This window comes from Desulfobacterales bacterium (assembly GCA_021647905.1).
GTDB lineage: Bacteria > Desulfobacterota > Desulfobulbia > Desulfobulbales > BM004 > JAKITW01.
This window is the reverse complement of sequence record JAKITW010000066.1, coordinates 1-16,215: the sequence shown is the minus strand read 5'-3', so window position 1 is coordinate 16,215 and position 16,215 is coordinate 1. Positions and strand designations below refer to the sequence as shown.

Below are 16,215 nucleotides of genomic sequence, written 5' to 3'. Positions count from 1 at the left end.
GGCTATCAAGCAGGAACTCGCTTCGCCGCAACGGCGATTCGGAAGCCATAAGCATATCCTGCCGAAGTTGTTTCAATTTCCGCTTTTGCCGTCACGGCTGCGGCTCAGGGTCCGCTCCACCGTTCGCTATAAGAAAACCCCTTTCCCGGTCCAATCTCAAACGTACGGGGTTTACCGAAAGCTTACGAAAGATCATCATATACAGGGCCGTTGAACGGAAAAGAAAGACAGAGATAAAATATCCCGGCCTTATTGTGATTTACGGCTCCCGGGTGTTATAGTTGGGCGGTTTCCTGAATTTCTTCCCTTAAATTCATTTTATAAGAGTCATCCTATGCCCTGTCCACCTTTGTTTCTCGCTCCCGTCCGCTGTTTTCCGCAGTTCACCCCTGAAGAGCCGCTGTCGGCTCTGCTTCCCGCTGGAAGACCGGGAGGTGTGCCATGGCGGTGAGTATCGCCCTGGTTCTCCTTCTGGGACTCTTTGCCGATTATCTTTTCCGCAGGATGAAACTCCCCGGCCTGGTGGGCATGCTGCTGGTCGGCATCCTCTGCGGTCCCTATGTCTTTGACATCCTGGAGCCGGAGCTGCTCATGGTCTCGTCCGACCTGCGCCTGACCGCATTGATCGTCATTCTCCTGCGGGCCGGGCTCGAACTGCGGCGCGACACCCTGCATCGCATCGGCCGGCCGGCGGCCCTGCTTTCCGCGGTCCCGGCACTGTTCGAGGGTGCGGTGATCACCCTTCTCGGCCCGATCTTCCTTAATATCTCTTACCTGGAATCGGCCATCCTCGGCGCCATCCTGGCCGCGGTCTCGCCCGCGGTGGTGGTGCCGCTGATGATCAACTTCATCGACCGGCGGATGGGTACCAGAAAAGGCATTCCGACCCTGATGCTGGCCGGTTCCTCGGTGGACGACGTCTTTGTGATCGTCATCTTCTCCATCCTGCTCGGAGTATACGCCGGCGGCCAGTCGAACCTGTTTATCAGGTTTCTGGAGATTCCGGAATCGATTCTTCTCGGCATCGGGGTGGGCACGGTTATCGGCTATGTTCTCTACCGGGTGTTTGAGCGGTTCCAGCTCCGGGCCACCAAGATGACCATTGTCATCATGGCCGTCTCCATCATGCTGACCTGGATTGAGGAGGAACTGAAGGCACAGGTGGCGATGTCGGCCCTGCTCGGCGTGATGACCATTGGTTTCATCATCCTGGAGAAGAGTGAAATCCGGGCCCACAAGATGTCCCAGAAACTCTCCAAGGTCTGGATATTCGCCGAGATCCTTCTCTTTGTGCTGGTGGGCGCCCAGGTGAATATAAGCGTGGCCTGGCATGCCGGGCTGGCTGGCGCGGCCCTGATCTGCATCGCCCTGGTCGCCCGCAGCATCGGCACCTATCTCAGCGTCATGGGGACGGATCTGAATCTTAAGGAGCGTATGTTCTGCGTCATCGCCTATATCCCCAAGGCAACCGTGCAGGCGGCCATCGGCGCGGTGCCCCTGGAGGCGGGGGTGAAATCCGGCGATGTCATCCTGGCCGTGGCCGTGCTTTCGATTCTGCTCACCGCGCCCCTGGGCGCCATCGGCATCCAGTTTGCCGGCGACCGCTGGCTGGAGCGCGAACCCAAGACGCGCCGGCCGCATTGAGCATGGGCGCAAAAGGATTCCAGGGCCAAGGGGCAGGTCAGCCACGGCCAGATCCGGCGTCGATGGAAGCCGGCCGCGCTGTCGATTACCCGGCAATCGTCGAGTTCGTGCGGCAGCGATGGAAGTCAACCGGCGGGTATGGCGCCACGCCGTGGTTGCCGGCCACCATCGAAGACACCTTTGAGGCGGTCGCCATTCTGCACGATCTTGCCGGCCGCGGTCTTGATCTTCCTCAACCACCCGGGGAGGACGACGCCCTGGCCGGGTATCTCGGTCGGGTGCTGTCGGCGCCCTGGCCGTCAATCGGCACCACCTTCCGGTTGTGGTTGACCTGCCGCTCCCTGGGCCTGGCCGTTGATGTCGAGCGAGTCCGAGCATATGCCGCCGCCCGCCTGGCCCGGGAACCATCGCTTGCCACTGTCTATTATGTGGCCCGGACAGCGATTGAGATCCTGGCGACAAGGCCTGGGGAGTTGCTCGGCGCCGGCCTGCCGGTAACCCTTCCCGGCCGGTATGCCGTGGATGACATGCACCGGTTCCTGGCCGTGAAAAATATGCTCAATGAGCGGCCCGCCGATGTTGCCGCGGTTGTTACCTGGCTGCAACGCTCGCAGAACGGTGACGGCGGATTCGGTTTCTTTCCCGGCACAACGTCTTTTATCGAAAACTGCCATGCCTGTCTTGCCGCCATGACCCTGCTTGCCGCAAGGCCGGTCGCGCCTGTTAATGCCCGGGCGTTTATCTTTTCTTGTCAGACCGGCGTTGGCGGGTTTTCCCGTAATTTCTCCGCTGCTCCCTTTCTTGATGCCACCTGGCATGCGGTTGTCAGTATCCGGCTGTTAGAGAAGATCCTGAATCCGTGACGGCTTGAGTTGATATCACACCAGGATAATCAACTCGTAACCGTTCACCAGCACCCATCTTCGCACGGTCAGTCTGAAAAAGGGTAATAGTTCACCAAGGGCACCAATATGGTTAAACCTCTGCGCTGTAAGAGTTCAGCGGTTAAGGCGGAAGAGGAAAAATATTCCGATCCCGCTGACCAGCAGATGTACAGCCACGGCGGCGAGCAGGGGAGGGATATAGCCGGTCTTGGCCATGGACTGGAGCGCGCCCCAGCATACCCAGGCGGCAAAGGCCAGGCCGCAGCTGGCCGGAATCGCCAGGGACAGGTCCCGGCCCCATTTCTGGTGCAGCAGGATCAGCATCGGCAGGCCGGAGAGCAGGAGCGGCAGTCCCAGGAATATATAGGATATCCTGGCCAGAAACCCCACCCAGGCGGTGGGATTGCCCTGTCGGCTCCCGGATTCGCCCTGCTGGAAGAGTTCGCTGATCGACATCTCGGTGCTCTTGTAGGGCGGGATAAAGAGATCGGCCGGGGTCTCGGGCAGATCCAGGATTTTTGTTTTAAACAGTTTGATGTCATATCCGCCGGCCGGGTTCATCCGCTTGAGCTGCCCGTTTTCAAAGCTCCAGACGCCCTGGCGCCACCGGGCTTTCTCAGCGGTGAGCAGCATGGTCAATTTGTACGCCCGGTTCCAGGTGGTATAGGTGAAAGAGGTGAAGCGCTCCTGGTTGGGATCGGGCTGGGCAAAGGAGTAGAAGCCTGTTTCACCCTTGTAGTAGTAGCGGCCGTTGCGAAAGATACCCCTGGGGTTCTGCGACTGAACCTCCTCGTACCAGATCCGGTTGCTGGCGCTGGTGGTTGCCGGCAGGAGCCACTGGCTGGCCGCCAGCCCGATCAGGATGTAAATAAAGGCAACAACGATGATCGGGCTCGTGATCCGCAGGATGGAGATCCCGCCCGCCTTTAAGGCCAGCAGCTCGTTATGGTGGTTCAGAAGGCCCAGGGTGATGACCCCGGCCAGCAGGATCGCCACCGGCAGCAGTTGTTCGGCGATGAACGGCATTTTTAACAGCTGGTAGCGGAGGGCCAGGCGCACGCCGTGGCCGGCCTCCATGAAGTTGTCGATCTGTTCGAAGAAGTCCACCAGCAGGTAGATGGCCATGACCGCGGCCAGCACCAGCAGAAAAGTCCTGCCAAACTGTTTAAACAGGTACCGGTCCAGGATCGTCATTTCCGGTCCCCCTCGGGTATAATGTTTTCAGCTGGATCGCAAAGCTTGCAGGGCTGGAAACCGGCGGCTGACGCCGCGGCCGGACCGGCAAAGACGGCGGAGCAGTTCCTGGCGGTGTAGAACTTACAGCCTGGCCGGTGAAAAACCATGCTGCTGACGTTGCCGCGCAGGGGAGCGGAGCCGGCAAGGGGCGTTGATTCCGGCAACCCAGGCTGCGAGGCTTGTTTTGTGGAAAGGGCGGGCCACCAATGCCGGAGTTGTTCCGCAAGGTGTTGGAAGGGGGCCAGCATTCTCTCGAAATGGCGGCTCAGGGTCTCCCGGGCGGTGGCTGAGAGCAGGTATCCGGCCAGGGCCAGGAAAAGAATATTTCCCAGCCACATGGCCGGCGCCACCGCTAGGATCTGCTTTTCGCTCAGGTTCTGACCGGTCAGGAGAAGGATGTAATAGGACATGAAAAGAAGGAGCGCCAGCGGGATGCCCGGCGCCCGGCGGCCGGACCCGGCAAGCAGGCCCAGGGGGAAGCCGAGCAGGCCGAGGATCAGGCAGCCGGCGGCCAGCACGATGCGGGTATGATATTCGATGCGCAGGTCGATCCCGTGTCTGCTGAAGGGACCGACCTGCTCCGCCTGCTCCAGGAGCTGGGCCTGGGTCAGGCCGAACTTGCTGCCGGTCCGGGCAAACTCGCCGGTGGGCTGGGGCAGGGCCAGGTTGAGGGTGTAGCCACGGAAGCTGATCTCCTGGCTGATATCGCCCCTGGCCCGGTGCAGGCTGCCGTTATTAAGAGAGAGGGTGATCTGCATGTTGGCCACGTCGGCGCTGAGGTCGCCGGTCCTGGCCATCACCGTGGCCGGTGTGTCCGGGTCCCGCATGTCGGTGACATACACTCCCTGCCACTGACGGGTCTGCGGATCAATGGCATCGATGTACAGGACCACATCGCCCAGGTTTTCACTGAACCGTTGGGCCTGGAGGCCGTGGTCGATCTTCTCCTTGGCCAGTTGGAAGAGCGTTTTTTCCATTGCCCTGGTGCCGGCCGGACTCAGGCTGGTGGAGCAGTACCCGGTGACCAGCGCCATGGCCAGGGCCACGGCCGCCACCGGCGGCAGCATCTGCCATGGGCTGATCCCGGCGGTCTTCAAGGCCAGGATCTCGTTGTCGTTGGCCAGTTTGGACAGGCCGATAATGATCCCCAGCATGGTGGCCATGGGCAGGGAAAAGATAAAGAGCTGGGGGGAAAGGTAGAGGCAGAGACGGGTAAAGTCGGCCAGGCTGATGCCGTAGTCCAGCAGGATATCGAGCAGGGGCACGATCCGGGCCAGGAACAGAACGCAGTTCAGAATGACGAAGCCGGCCAGGAGCGGGGCAAGTATTTCAGCGGCCAGGTAGGTATAGAGCAGTATCGGGATGCGCATGGACCGGCAACAGGAGGCTTGGGACGGGCGACGATTGTTTGACCGTGGTTTGCCGCCCTTGTTTGCTTCCGTTGATTTCTGGTCCGAGTGTACCATGGATATCAGGGGGGACTCAAAAAAACAGGGACGGCTGGGCGCGGGCAAACCCGGGCGTTGAGGAATGTCTGCTTGTTTGCTATAGTGGCCCGGTTCTTACCGGGGCCGCCGGCTGCGGCAGACCGGGACGGCCATGATGCCCACTATCCTTACCATCGGAAGAGATAGAAAGTCAACCGGCCTGAGGGGTTGATTTTTCGTAACCGTCGTGTCTGTCCGGACAGCGGGCTTCGGCCGGCAAGACTTTCATATAAAAGAGGCTTGGGGCGCAAGGGAAAATTATTTATGCAGACGCTTGTTTCATTGCTGGCGGTGAGGGCCGCCCCTCCCAGTCTCCAGGACAATACCGCTGATCTGGATCGTCTGCGCCGGGTCCTGGCCCGGAAGCTCGGCGACCGCTGGCCGACGGTTCCCCTGGCCCGGACAATGGCGGTGGCCGCGGCCTTTCGGCGGGCCGGTTTTGAAGGGGTGGCAGTGGTCAACGACCTGCCCGGCGGCCCGGAACTGGTTGATTTTCTGCCGGCCATGCCGCGGCTTCTGCCGATGGTGGCCCTTGATCTCGGCACAACCCACCTGGAGGGCAGCCTGAAGGACGGGCTGAGCGGCACCACCCTGGCCCGGGCCATCCGGGAGAATGGACAGCTCGATTACGGGGCCGACATCCTGACCAGGATCCATTTTGCCGCCAGGGGCAACGGCCTTGACCTGCTCCACCAACGGGTGATCGATTCCATCAATGATCTGATCAGGGAACTTGCCGCATCCGCGGGTGTTGATCCGGAACAGATCCGGGCGATGAGCGTGTCCGGCAACACCAGCATGGTCCATTTTTTTCTTCGTCTCGACCCATACCATCTTTGCCGGGAGCCCTATATCCCGGTAATCAACCAGCCGGATCCCTTTGTTGCCGCCTCCCTTGATTTGAGCTTGCATCCGGCCGCGGTGGTCTGGGTCCTGCCCAGTGCGGGCAGTTACTTCGGCGGTGATCTCATCGCCGGTATCCTGGCCGCGGACCTTGACCAGAGCGAGGCGGTGTCGATGCTGATCGACGTGGGCACCAATGCCGAGGTGGTGATCGGCAACCGGGACTGGCTGATGGCCTGCGCCGGCGCCGCCGGCCCGGCCCTGGAGGGCGGGGTGGCCCGGATGGGCATGCGGGCCACCCCCGGCGCGGTCGAACATGTCACCATTGATCCTGAAGACGGCCGGATCATCTGTCGCACCATTGGGCAAGGTCCGGCCCAGGGGATCTGCGGCTCCGGGATGATCGATCTGGTGGCCGGGCTCTACCTGGCCCGGATCATTGATATGCGCGGCAAGTTCCGGGCCGCCCGGGCCGCGGCCCTGACCCCGGGGCGGTTGATCGAACTGGATGACGGACCGGCCTTTGTGGTGGTCGAGGCGAGTGAGGCGGCGGATGGCCGGCCGGTGGTGCTTACCCAGCCGGACCTTGATGCCCTGATGCGCTCCAAGGCCGCGATGTATGCCATCCTCACCACCCTGGTCAGCCAGGTGGGGCTCGAATTCGACAAACTGCACCGGATATGGGTGGCCGGGGCCTTTGGCCGCCATATCGAGCCCCGGGCCGCGATCATCCTCGGAATGCTGCCCGACCTGCCCCTTGATACTTATCAGCCGCTGGGCAACAGTTCCCTGGCCGGGGCCGAGCGGTTTCTGCTGGAGCAGGAGGTCCGGCGCCGTTGCTACCGGGTGGTCAAGAAGATCACCTATATCGAGTTGAACGTCAACCAGGAGTTCATGATCCGTTTTTCCGGGTCGCGGTTCATCCCCCACACCGATCGTGCCCTGTTCCCCTCGGTGCCTTTTTTTAATACCTGAACTTGAAAAGTGATCGTCCCTGATCCCACGTTGCATCTCATGTGTCCGATATGGTATGGTCTGCATTTCTGGATGGACACTAACTACGGTTCGGGACAACACCGGAATCCATCATGGGCCGTAAAGGAAATAATAAAAAATTGCAGAATAGAACCTACTGCAGGAACCGGCTCAGGATCCTGGTTCACACCACGGCCAAGGAAAGATTACGTCAGTTTCTGGAGTTGTTCCGGAAGGAGGACGAGGTCCTGGTCGTCATCAATGCCGATCCCGACGCCCTGGCCTGCGCCCAGGCGGTCAAGAGGCTGCTTCGTTTCCGGGTCAAGGGCCTCACCATCAGCTACCCCAACGAAGTCCGGCGGCTGAACAATATGGCAATGATGGACCTGCTCAAGATCCGGGGCGAGCGGCTGCAGACGCTGAAGGTTTCCGACTACAGCAAGAAGGTCCTGCTGGATTCTCAGCCCACCCATCTGCCCATTTTTGAAAAGATCGATTTTGACGCGGTGATCGACCACCATCCCCTGACCGGGGGCTGGGAGGCCGGGTATGTTGATATCCGGCCCGATTACGGCGCTGCCTCCTCGATACTGGTGGAGTATTTGCGGGCCGGCGGGATGAAGCCGTCGGTTCCCCTGGCCACGGCCCTGTTTTATGCGATTAAGGTCGATACCCAGAATTTTGAAAAAAAGGCCCGCCTGGCCGATGCCATCTCTTTCCGCTATCTTTTCAATATCGCCAACCAGAACCTGGTGCGCAAGATCGAACTATCCGAGCTGCGGGTCTCCGAGCTGAGCTATTTCCGCACCGCCCTGGCCGAGATGAAGATCAGCAAGCATCGGCTGTATGTCCATATCGGCCGGGTCCGTACTCCCGACATCCTGGTGATCATCGCTGATTTCCTCAACCATGTCCATGATATCGCCTGGGTCTTTGTCTCGGGAATCCATGGCGAGCGGCTGGTGGTGATCTTCCGCTGCGACGGTTATAAAAAAAATGCCGGCAAGACCGCGAAAAAAATCTTCGGCTCCATAGGCTCGGCCGGGGGGCACCGGGAGGCGGCCCGGGCCGAGGTGTCGCTCAGGAATCTGCCCGAGGAGGGCCGGGGTTTTTCCACCAAAACCTTGCAGCAGTTGGCCACCAAACATATGATCTGACGCTGTCCGGGCATCACGCCTGTTGACCGATACCCTGGGCAATCCGGCCGGCAGCGTTTATTGGGAGCAGGTCTGCATGAGGCTGAAGCCGAAAACTCTGGCAATGATCCTGGCTGGCGGCCGGGTGGACGAACTTAACGTCCTTACCTATTACCGGCCCAAGTCGGCGGTTCCCTTTGGCGGTTTTGCCCGGGTGATCGATTTCCCCTTGAGCAACCTGATGCATTCCGGGCTGGAGCGGGTGGCGATCCTGAGCCAGTACCGGAGTTATTCCCTGATCAACCATATCGGCACCGGCGCGGCCTGGGACATGCTCGGCCGGTACCGGGGAATTTCCATCCTGCCGCCCTTTCAGGGCTCCGGCGAGTCGCGCTGGTACCGGGGCTCGGCCGATGCGGTGTTTCAGAACCTCGATTTCGTCCAGTACCATGATCCCGAGGAGGTCCTGATCCTGTCCGGCGACCATGTCTACAAGATGGACTACCAGGAGGTGATCCGCTACCATCGGCAAAAAGACGCCGACCTGACCATTGCCTTTCTCCAGGTGCCCCTTGTTGAGGCGCATCGGTTCGGGGTGGCGGCCCTGGATGACGAGGACGGCGATCTGGGCGGCCGGGTCCTTGATTATCGGGAAAAGCCCGAGAATCCGGAGTTCAGCTGGGCCTCGCTCACCGTGTTCTGTTTCAATCCCCGGGTCCTGTACCAGGTTCTTGGCGACAATGCCCGCGAGGACCAGTCCTTTGAGTTCGGCCGGGATATCCTGCCGCGGATGATGGCCGCCGGCCGCCGGGTTTACGGGTATAAGTTCCGTGGCTACTGGGGCTACACCCGGACCATTGACGAGTTCTGGCAGACCAACATGGATCTGCTCGGGCCTGATCCGAAGATAAGGCTCGATGAATGGCAGATCCGCACCAACCTCGAACATCGCGGGGTCCGTGATTTTCAGCCGATGACCGCGGGCCGCCGCGCCTCGCTGCAGGACAGCATGGTCTATAACGGCTGTGTGATCGAGGGACGGGTGGAGCACTCGATCATCTTTCCCGGGGTCCATGTCCGGCCCGGCGCGGTGGTGCGCGACTCGGTGCTGTTCTTCAACAACCTGGTGCACGGGGGGGCGCGGCTCAACAAGGTGGTCAGCGATGTCAACACCGTGTTCGGCCCCGAGGTCCGGATAGGGGAGTGCGGCCCGGCCGCCGGGCAGCAGGTCACGGTTGTCGGCTGGAACAACCACATCCCCGACCGGACCGAAATAGGGGCCGGCTGCACCCTGTATCCGCACCTGGACCCGGACAGAATTCCGCACCTGATCCCGACCGGGGAGGTGATTCGATGAGAAAAAACCTGGTGGTGGTGGATACCCTGGTGCTCCTGCTCGCCGGCGGGGTGGGCAGCCGGCTTAATCTCCTTGTCCAGACCCGGGCCAAACCGGCGGTGCCCTTTGCCGGTCTGTACCGGATCATTGATTTTGCCTTGAGCAATGTGATGAACTCCGGCCTGACCCAGGTCGGGGTGCTCACCCAGTATAAACCCCTGTCGCTGATGCGCCATCTCGGCACCGGCGCGGCCTGGGACTTTACCGGCCGCACCCGCGGGGTGAAGATCCTGCCGCCGCGCACCGGGGCCAGGGACTCGGACTGGTATAAGGGCACTGCCGACGCAGTGCGCCAGAACCTGGATTTCATCACTGCCTATTCCTCGCAAGAGATTCTGATTCTCTCCGGCGACCATATCTACAAGATGGACTTTGATGCGATGATCCGGCACCACCGGGAGAAAAAGGCCGATGTTACCATCGGGATGATGGAGGTGCCCGACAGTGAGATTCACCAGTTCGGGGCCGGAATCACCGATGACAAGGGCAGGATCGTCGAATGGGAGGAGAAACCCAGGGTGGCGCGGACCAACCTGGCCTCCATGGGCATCTATGTCTTTGATACCGACTACCTGATCGCGCTGCTTGCCGAAGATCGCGAGGAGATCGATTTCGGCATGCATCTTATCCCCAAGGCCATTGGCCGGGATAACGTGTTTGCCTATCCCTTCCACAGCTACTGGCGGGATGTGGGTACTATCCAGGCCTACTGGGAGGCCAATATGGATGTGCTGCGCCCGGACTCCGGGATTTCTCCGCAAGGCTGGGGGGTCCGGCCCAATTCAGAGGCCGGGGCCGGGGTGGCCGACCGGTGTCCGGTGCGGTTTGCCGTTGGTTGTGAAGTGCATGGGTCAATGATCGCGGCCGGCTGTGTGATCAAGGGCACGGTCCGCAACTCGGTGCTTTCGCCCGGGGTGGTGGTGGAGGCGGGCGCCCGGGTGCGTGATTCGATTATCTTTGACGATTGCCTGATCGAAAAGGGCGCGGTTGTGGATCTGGCCATCCTGGACAAGCGGGTGCGGGTGTGCCGGAATGCGGTGGTGGGCAGCGGTGACGGCAATGATACGCCGAACCGGCTTTATCCCACCCATCTATATACCGGGATTACCCTGGTGGGCAAAGAGGCGGAGGTGCCGGCCAAGGCGGTGATCGGCCGCAACTGTATCATCCAGTCCTGGTGTTCTCCGGATGATTTTCCCGGCGCCGCGGTTGGAGACGGGGAGTCGGTCTAAGGTATGCGGACAGGCTGATGACAGATAAACGCGGACTTCGAGGCAGGTGCGCTACCCCTGTGATTGCCTGCATTCAAGTTGCCGGGCGTCACCGCAAGCCGAGCGGAAAACAATTGCCAGGGCAGGTGTATGGTTGACCGACTCCTCTTTGACCTCCTTGCCGATAATTCATCGGATTCCGTGCTTGCCGAGGCTGAGGCCGTTGTTGCCGTTATTGGCGCTGATTTTGATCCGCATGCCCTCCGGACCGCCTTTGGCCGGACCATCGAGTTGTACCAGGGCCGCTATCCCGGCTTTCGCGCCTGCAATACCGACTACCATGATCTGGCCCATACCCTGGACACCTTTCTCCTCATGGCCAGGCTCCTGCACGGCGCCAGCCTGTGCGGCGGCCCGTTTACCGGCCGGCAGATTCTGGTCGGCCTGGTCGCGGCCCTGCTTCACGATGCCGGTTATATCCAGGAGACAACGGACCGGACCGGCACCGGGGCCAAGTATTCCGTTACCCATGTTGAGCGGAGCATGGATTTCATCAGTGCCCACGGCCATGATTTTGCCCTGACCGCCGGGGAGATCGAGCCGGCCCGGGCAGTGGTTCTCTACACCGACCTGGGGGTGTCGATCGAAACCGCCCCCAGCCCGGAGGATTGGGTCCGCCCCCTGGGTGAGCTGCTGGCCGCGGCTGATATCTTTGCCCAGATGGCTGATCGGCTATACCTGGAAAAGCTGCTTTTCCTGTTCCATGAATTTCAGGAAGGGCTGGTGGGCGGTTACACCGATGAACTGGACCTGCTGCGCAAGACCATCGGCTTCTACGACCTCATTGAAGATCGGTTCCGTAACGTTTTTGAGAAGATGGACCGTTATCTGCGCGCCTATTTCAGCGAACGGTGGGATATTTCCCAAAACCTGTATCAACAGGCGGCGATAAAAAACAAAAAATTTCTTGCCGATATCCTGGCCCGGCCGGGCGACCCCCGGATCAACCTGAGACGGGACGGTGTCCTGGGCCGGGTCCGGCGAAAGTTCCGGCACCGGGACTGAGTCGCGGCCGGCAACCAGTGTTGCATGCCATGCCTTCTTTAATGGTCAACGGGGTTGAGCTTTATTATCAGCTGCGCGGTCAGGGGCCGCTGCTGCTCTTTATCCATGGCCTTGGTTCCAGCGGCCGTGACTGGCAGCCGCAGGTCGATTATTTTTCTCGCCGCTATCGCACGATGACCGTTGATCTGCGCGGCCACGGGCGTTCGGGAAAGCCGCCCGGCCCCTGCCCGGTTGCGCTACTGGCCGCCGATGTCTCGGCCCTGCTGGCGGCGCTGGACATCCGCCGGGTCCATCTGGTCGGCATCTCCCTGGGCGGGATGGTCGGCTTTCAACTGGCAGCGGATCAGCCGGAGCTGGTGGCCAGCCTGGTGGTGGTCAATACCATGGCCGAGTGCGTGCTGCGCCGGCCCGGCCAATGGTTTCAATATCTGCGCCGGCTGGCTGTTATCCGGTTCCTGGGGATGCGCCGGCTGGGCGTTTTTCTCGGCAAACGCCTTTTCCCGAAACCGGAACAGCAAGAGCTGCGCCGGACATTTGTCGAGCGCTGGGCGGACAATGATCCCGGCGCCTATCGGGCCGTGCTCAAGGGGATGATCGGCTGGAGCGTGGTTGACCGTCTGCCCGCCATCCGCTGTCCGGTTCTGGTGGTGGCCGCGGAAGATGATTATACCCCGCTGGCCGCCAAACAGGCGTATCTTGCTCGACTGTGCCGCGGCGAACTGGCGCTACTCGCTGATCTCGGTCATGCGGCGCCGGCCGAGGACCCGGCCCGTTTCAACATTGTTCTGGAACGATTTCTCGCTTCCCACGCGCGGTAGATCGTTTTTTTTCTTCCAGCCCATATCCGGGTATGCTAGGGTGATTTTTTATATGAAAGCCGTCACCAAGCGCCGGCCTTGCCATGCCGGAGTGACGCCTTTCATTGTTTCGTTGTGGCTGGCAAATATGGTCCAGCCATGCTGGTTAGTAATGGCCGGTCATTACATGGCCCGGCGGAGAAAAGGTAACCGTTCACCGGGGGTATGGAATTACGGTAACCGCATGCCCGTAAGCGTTTACCAGTGGCTTAGATTCGTTCATTTGGGACAGCGAAGCATACTGGCGCTATTCGAGCAGGCCCAAATGGGCGAAGATGAGGTGCTGGTGAACGCTTACGAGAAAAGAAAGCAAGGAGGTCTTAGATGCTAAAGGTAGGTGATCTGATGACCGGCGAGGTCTTTGTGCTCCAGGCCACCCAGACCCTGGCCCTGGTCCGGTCGCTGATGAGGAACAAACATGTTCGCCATGTGCCCATTGTTGACGACCAGGACCGGTTCGTCGGTCTCCTGACCCACCGGGACCTGCTGGCCCAGACCATCTCCATGCTGGCGGAGATCGATGAGTCCGAGCAGGAGGAACTGGACCGCGGCATCCCCATTGCCAATGTGATGAAGCGGGACGTGGTCACCGTCCCGCCGGACATGGACCTCTACTCGGCGATCAAGATCCTGCTCGATCACAAGTATGGCTGCCTGCCGGTGGTCAATGACGACAAGCTGGTGGGCATTGTCACTGAAGCGGATTTCCTCAAGCTGACCATGAAACTCCTGGACGAACACCAGCCGACACCTGATAGCTGACAGAGGACAGAGGACAGAAGACAGTGGACAGTGGACAGTGAACAGTGAACAGTGAACCAAGCACCAAGAACCAAGAACCAAGCACCAAGCACCAAGCACCAAGCACCAAGCACCAAGAACCAAGCACCAAGAATCAAGCACCAAGCACAGTGGACGGAAAGACATGGAGCAATGCTTGAGGGATGGAATATATATCCTGCCGCCCACTGCCCGCTGATCATTTATGCCAAGTCCGTTGATTATCATCCTGCTGGGAGTGGCCGGTAGCGGCAAGACCACGGTGGGTAAACTCCTGGCCGCGGACCTGTCCTGGCGGTTCCATGATGCCGACGAATTCCACCCCCGGGCCAATATCCTCAAGATGAAGCAGGGACACCCCCTGACCGATGCGGACCGCCGGCCCTGGCTGGATCTCCTGGCCGGGTTGATCCGTTCCCATATTAACAGACAGGAGCCAGCGGTTGTTGCCTGTTCGGCGCTGAAGCAGAAATATCGCGACCGTCTGGCCGGGGCTTGCCCGAGGCTGGTCTTTGTTCACCTGCGTGGTGATCCGGAACTGATCCGGCAGCGCTTGACAAACCGGTCCGGTCATTTTTTTCACCCTGGTCTGCTGGCCGGCCAGTTTGCCGATCTGGAGGAGCCGGCAGACGGCCTGGTCGTGGATATTGCCTTAAGTCCGGCAGAGATCGTCGCCTTGATCCGGGAGCAACCGGGGCTGCGACGCGGTGAACAGCGTTAATGCGGGCGGAGGAAGAAACACAATGAAGATCCACGACATATCCCTGCCGGTCTCGGAGCAGCTTCCGGTCTGGCCCGGCGATCCGCGGGTTGCGATCGACTCTTTGAGTCATCTTGAGCGCGGCGATGTTTGCACCGTGAGCCGGATATCATTCTCGGCCCACAGCGGCACCCATGTGGATGCGCCGGCCCATTTTATTAAAGACGGGGCTACAGTGGATTCCCTGGCCCTGGATACCCTGATCGGCCCGGCCCGGGTGGTGGATACCGGCGCGGCCCGGGAGATCACCGCGCCGCTGCTGGCCGGGCTTCCGATCCCAGGGGATACGGAACGGCTGTTGTTCCGCACCCTGAACTCGGAGATCTGGAACCGGCCGGCGCCGGAGTTTGTCGAGGATTTTGTCGCGATCAGCGCGGATGGGGCCCGGTGGCTCAAGGAAAAGGGAATCCGTCTGGTGGGGATCGACTATCTGTCGGTGGCGCCCTTTGCCCACGGGGTTGCCACCCACCGGATCCTGCTCCAGGCCGGGATCGTTCTGCTGGAGGGCCTCAACCTGGCCGGGATCACGCCTGGTCTTTATCAGCTTGTCTGCCTGCCCCTGAAACTGGTGGGCGGTGACGGGGCCCCGGCCCGGGCGGTTTTGATCGAAGAGGAGTGAGCCTGTTCAAGCGGCAAAGCCGTGGCGGAACTTCCTGACCAGACCCGGCAGGATGTTGAGCAGGGTCTCCACCTCGGCCATGGTGTTGGAACTGCCCAGGCTGATCCGCAGGGTGCCGTGCAGATACTCCTCCGGGATCCGCATCGCGGTGAGTACGTGGGAGGGGTTGAGGTCGCCGCTGTGGCAGGCCGAATGGGCCGACACCGCGATGCCCCGGTCGTCCAGTTCCTGGATCAGGGCATTGGCCGGGCAGTGTCTGAAACTGACATTGCAGGTATTGGCTAGCCGGGGTTGGCCCTGGCCGTTGACCCGGGTCTCGGGGATGGTGGCCAGGATCTCCTGTTCCAGTTGGTCCCGCATTTTTTGTATCTTACGCCGGTTTTCGGACAGGTCCCTGCCGGCCAACTCGCAGGCAGTACCGAATCCGGCCGCGCCGGCCACGTTCTCGGTCCCGGCCCGCAACCCCTGTTCCTGGCCCGCGCCCAGGATCATCGGGGTCAGCGGTGCCCGGCGCCGGGCATAGAGGGCGCCGATTCCCTTGGGGCCGTGCAGTTTATGGGCCGCCAGGGTCAGGTAATCCGCCTCCAGCTCTTGCGCGTCGATCGGTTCCTTGCCGGCCAGTTGTACGCTATCGCAGTGGAACAGTACCTTCTTCTCGCGACAGAGCGCGCTTATCTCGGCCAGGGGCCAGATTACCCCGGTCTCGTTATTGCCCCCCAGCAGGGAGACCAGACCGGTATCCGGCCTGATCGCGGCCCGCAGCCGGTCGAGGTCCAGGCCGCCATCTTCATCCACCTCCAGTATCTCCAGTTCATAACCCTGTTCCCGCAGATACTGCAGGGGCCTGAGCACCGAGGGGTGCTCCACTGCCGAGGTGATCAGGTGTTTCCTGGCCGGATTTGCCGCGGCCGCGCTGAAGATGGCCAGGTTGTTGGCCTCGGTGCCGCCGCTGGTAAAGAACAGCCGGGAGGAAGGGGCGTTGATCAGGCCGGCCACCTGGTCCCGCGCCCGCTCCAGGACATGCTTGGCCGCCTCGCCGAAACCATGGTCGCTGGAGGGGTTGCCGAAATCATCTTCAAGACAGGCCTGGATGGCCCGGCGCACCGGTGCGATCACCGGGGTGGTGGCGTTGTTGTCAAAATAGATTTTCTTCATGGAATTTTTCCCCTGGCCGACCTTTGCTCATTGAATAACGGTAAACATTCAGTAAACCCCCTCCTATCGGGAAAGGGGTTTTCTTCTACCAACGGCCGCTCCATTGAGAAGGGCCGGCTGTTCATAAACAGACTATCAAGCAGGAACTCGCTTCGCCGCAACGGCGA

Annotated in this window: 15 protein-coding genes; 12 read left to right on the top strand and 3 right to left on the bottom strand. The window is 60.9% G+C overall.

Annotation, left to right across the window (positions count from 1 at the left end; genetic code table 11):
* Positions 1-441 precede the first annotated feature (441 nt).
* Both L3J03_09990 and L3J03_09985 read left to right on the top strand, forming a co-directional pair.
* Positions 442-1,644 carry a cation:proton antiporter gene (locus L3J03_09990; protein MCF6291309.1) on the top strand — a complete coding sequence of 401 codons (1,203 nt, stop codon included), beginning with the start codon at positions 442-444 and terminating at the stop codon, positions 1,642-1,644.
* Between the two features lie 62 nt (positions 1,645-1,706).
* Positions 1,707-2,507 carry a hypothetical protein gene (locus tag L3J03_09985; GenBank protein ID MCF6291308.1) on the top strand — a complete coding sequence of 267 codons (801 nt, stop codon included), beginning with the start codon at positions 1,707-1,709 and terminating at the stop codon, positions 2,505-2,507.
* A 135-nt stretch (positions 2,508-2,642) separates the two neighbouring features.
* Here the strand turns inward: L3J03_09985 and L3J03_09980 are convergent, their stop codons facing one another.
* Positions 2,643-3,722, bottom strand: a complete 1,080-nt coding sequence (locus tag L3J03_09980) for an LptF/LptG family permease (protein MCF6291307.1) — start codon at positions 3,720-3,722, stop codon at positions 2,643-2,645.
* Positions 3,719-5,134, bottom strand: coding sequence for an LptF/LptG family permease (locus L3J03_09975; protein MCF6291306.1), 1,416 nt, complete (start codon positions 5,132-5,134; stop codon positions 3,719-3,721). Before L3J03_09975 ends, L3J03_09980 begins: the two co-directional genes overlap by 4 nt.
* Before the next feature lie 381 nt (positions 5,135-5,515).
* Between L3J03_09975 and L3J03_09970 the strand changes: the two genes are divergently transcribed.
* The 10 genes from L3J03_09970 to L3J03_09925 all read left to right on the top strand — a co-directional run bounded on the left by L3J03_09970 (position 5,516) and on the right by L3J03_09925 (position 14,893).
* Positions 5,516-7,069 (top strand): ASKHA domain-containing protein, encoded by a 1,554-nt coding sequence (locus tag L3J03_09970; GenBank protein MCF6291305.1) that lies wholly within the window; start codon positions 5,516-5,518, stop codon positions 7,067-7,069.
* A 113-nt stretch (positions 7,070-7,182) separates the two neighbouring features.
* Complete coding sequence (locus L3J03_09965) at positions 7,183-8,226, top strand: DHHA1 domain-containing protein (GenBank protein ID MCF6291304.1); 1,044 nt, start codon at positions 7,183-7,185, stop codon at positions 8,224-8,226.
* 76 nt (positions 8,227-8,302) lie between these two features.
* Positions 8,303-9,562, top strand: coding sequence for a glucose-1-phosphate adenylyltransferase (locus L3J03_09960; protein MCF6291303.1), 1,260 nt, complete (start codon positions 8,303-8,305; stop codon positions 9,560-9,562).
* A complete protein-coding gene (locus L3J03_09955) occupies positions 9,559-10,833 on the top strand; it encodes a glucose-1-phosphate adenylyltransferase (protein MCF6291302.1) in 1,275 nt (424 codons plus the stop codon). Before L3J03_09960 ends, L3J03_09955 begins: the two co-directional genes overlap by 4 nt.
* A gap of 129 nt (positions 10,834-10,962) precedes the next feature.
* The gene (locus L3J03_09950) at positions 10,963-11,877 is read left to right on the top strand and encodes a hypothetical protein (GenBank protein ID MCF6291301.1); all 915 of its coding nucleotides are present in this window, start codon (positions 10,963-10,965) and stop codon (positions 11,875-11,877) included.
* Positions 11,878-11,906: 29 nt separating this feature from the next.
* Positions 11,907-12,695 carry an alpha/beta hydrolase gene (locus L3J03_09945; protein ID MCF6291300.1) on the top strand — a complete coding sequence of 263 codons (789 nt, stop codon included), beginning with the start codon at positions 11,907-11,909 and terminating at the stop codon, positions 12,693-12,695.
* A gap of 223 nt (positions 12,696-12,918) precedes the next feature.
* Positions 12,919-13,065 carry a hypothetical protein gene (locus L3J03_09940; GenBank protein MCF6291299.1) on the top strand — a complete coding sequence of 49 codons (147 nt, stop codon included), beginning with the start codon at positions 12,919-12,921 and terminating at the stop codon, positions 13,063-13,065.
* Positions 13,059-13,496, top strand: a complete 438-nt coding sequence (locus L3J03_09935; GenBank protein ID MCF6291298.1) for a CBS domain-containing protein — start codon at positions 13,059-13,061, stop codon at positions 13,494-13,496. Before L3J03_09940 ends, L3J03_09935 begins: the two co-directional genes overlap by 7 nt.
* Positions 13,497-13,719: 223 nt before the next feature.
* Complete coding sequence (locus L3J03_09930) at positions 13,720-14,235, top strand: gluconokinase (protein ID MCF6291297.1); 516 nt, start codon at positions 13,720-13,722, stop codon at positions 14,233-14,235.
* A 22-nt stretch (positions 14,236-14,257) separates the two neighbouring features.
* Positions 14,258-14,893, top strand: coding sequence for a cyclase family protein (locus tag L3J03_09925; GenBank protein ID MCF6291296.1), 636 nt, complete (start codon positions 14,258-14,260; stop codon positions 14,891-14,893).
* 6 nt (positions 14,894-14,899) lie between these two features.
* Here the strand turns inward: L3J03_09925 and L3J03_09920 are convergent, their stop codons facing one another.
* Positions 14,900-16,048, bottom strand: a complete 1,149-nt coding sequence (locus L3J03_09920) for a cysteine desulfurase (GenBank protein MCF6291295.1) — start codon at positions 16,046-16,048, stop codon at positions 14,900-14,902.
* Positions 16,049-16,215 lie beyond the last annotated feature (167 nt).

Bases quoted from the DNA above. Each gene is read 5' to 3' on its own strand.
- L3J03_09990 (MCF6291309.1), top strand. From the start codon at position 442: ATGGCGGTGAGTATCGCCCTGGTTCTCCTTCTGGGACTCTTTGCCGAT.
- L3J03_09985 (MCF6291308.1), top strand. From the start codon at position 1,707: ATGGAAGCCGGCCGCGCTGTCGATTACCCGGCAATCGTCGAGTTCGTG.
- L3J03_09980 (MCF6291307.1), bottom strand. From the start codon at position 3,722: ATGACGATCCTGGACCGGTACCTGTTTAAACAGTTTGGCAGGACTTTT.
- L3J03_09975 (MCF6291306.1), bottom strand. From the start codon at position 5,134: ATGCGCATCCCGATACTGCTCTATACCTACCTGGCCGCTGAAATACTT.
- L3J03_09970 (MCF6291305.1), top strand. From the start codon at position 5,516: ATGCAGACGCTTGTTTCATTGCTGGCGGTGAGGGCCGCCCCTCCCAGT.
- L3J03_09965 (MCF6291304.1), top strand. From the start codon at position 7,183: ATGGGCCGTAAAGGAAATAATAAAAAATTGCAGAATAGAACCTACTGC.
- L3J03_09960 (MCF6291303.1), top strand. From the start codon at position 8,303: ATGAGGCTGAAGCCGAAAACTCTGGCAATGATCCTGGCTGGCGGCCGG.
- L3J03_09955 (MCF6291302.1), top strand. From the start codon at position 9,559: ATGAGAAAAAACCTGGTGGTGGTGGATACCCTGGTGCTCCTGCTCGCC.
- L3J03_09950 (MCF6291301.1), top strand. From the start codon at position 10,963: ATGGTTGACCGACTCCTCTTTGACCTCCTTGCCGATAATTCATCGGAT.
- L3J03_09945 (MCF6291300.1), top strand. From the start codon at position 11,907: ATGCCTTCTTTAATGGTCAACGGGGTTGAGCTTTATTATCAGCTGCGC.
- L3J03_09940 (MCF6291299.1), top strand. From the start codon at position 12,919: ATGCCCGTAAGCGTTTACCAGTGGCTTAGATTCGTTCATTTGGGACAG.
- L3J03_09935 (MCF6291298.1), top strand. From the start codon at position 13,059: ATGCTAAAGGTAGGTGATCTGATGACCGGCGAGGTCTTTGTGCTCCAG.
- L3J03_09930 (MCF6291297.1), top strand. From the start codon at position 13,720: ATGCCAAGTCCGTTGATTATCATCCTGCTGGGAGTGGCCGGTAGCGGC.
- L3J03_09925 (MCF6291296.1), top strand. From the start codon at position 14,258: ATGAAGATCCACGACATATCCCTGCCGGTCTCGGAGCAGCTTCCGGTC.
- L3J03_09920 (MCF6291295.1), bottom strand. From the start codon at position 16,048: ATGAAGAAAATCTATTTTGACAACAACGCCACCACCCCGGTGATCGCA.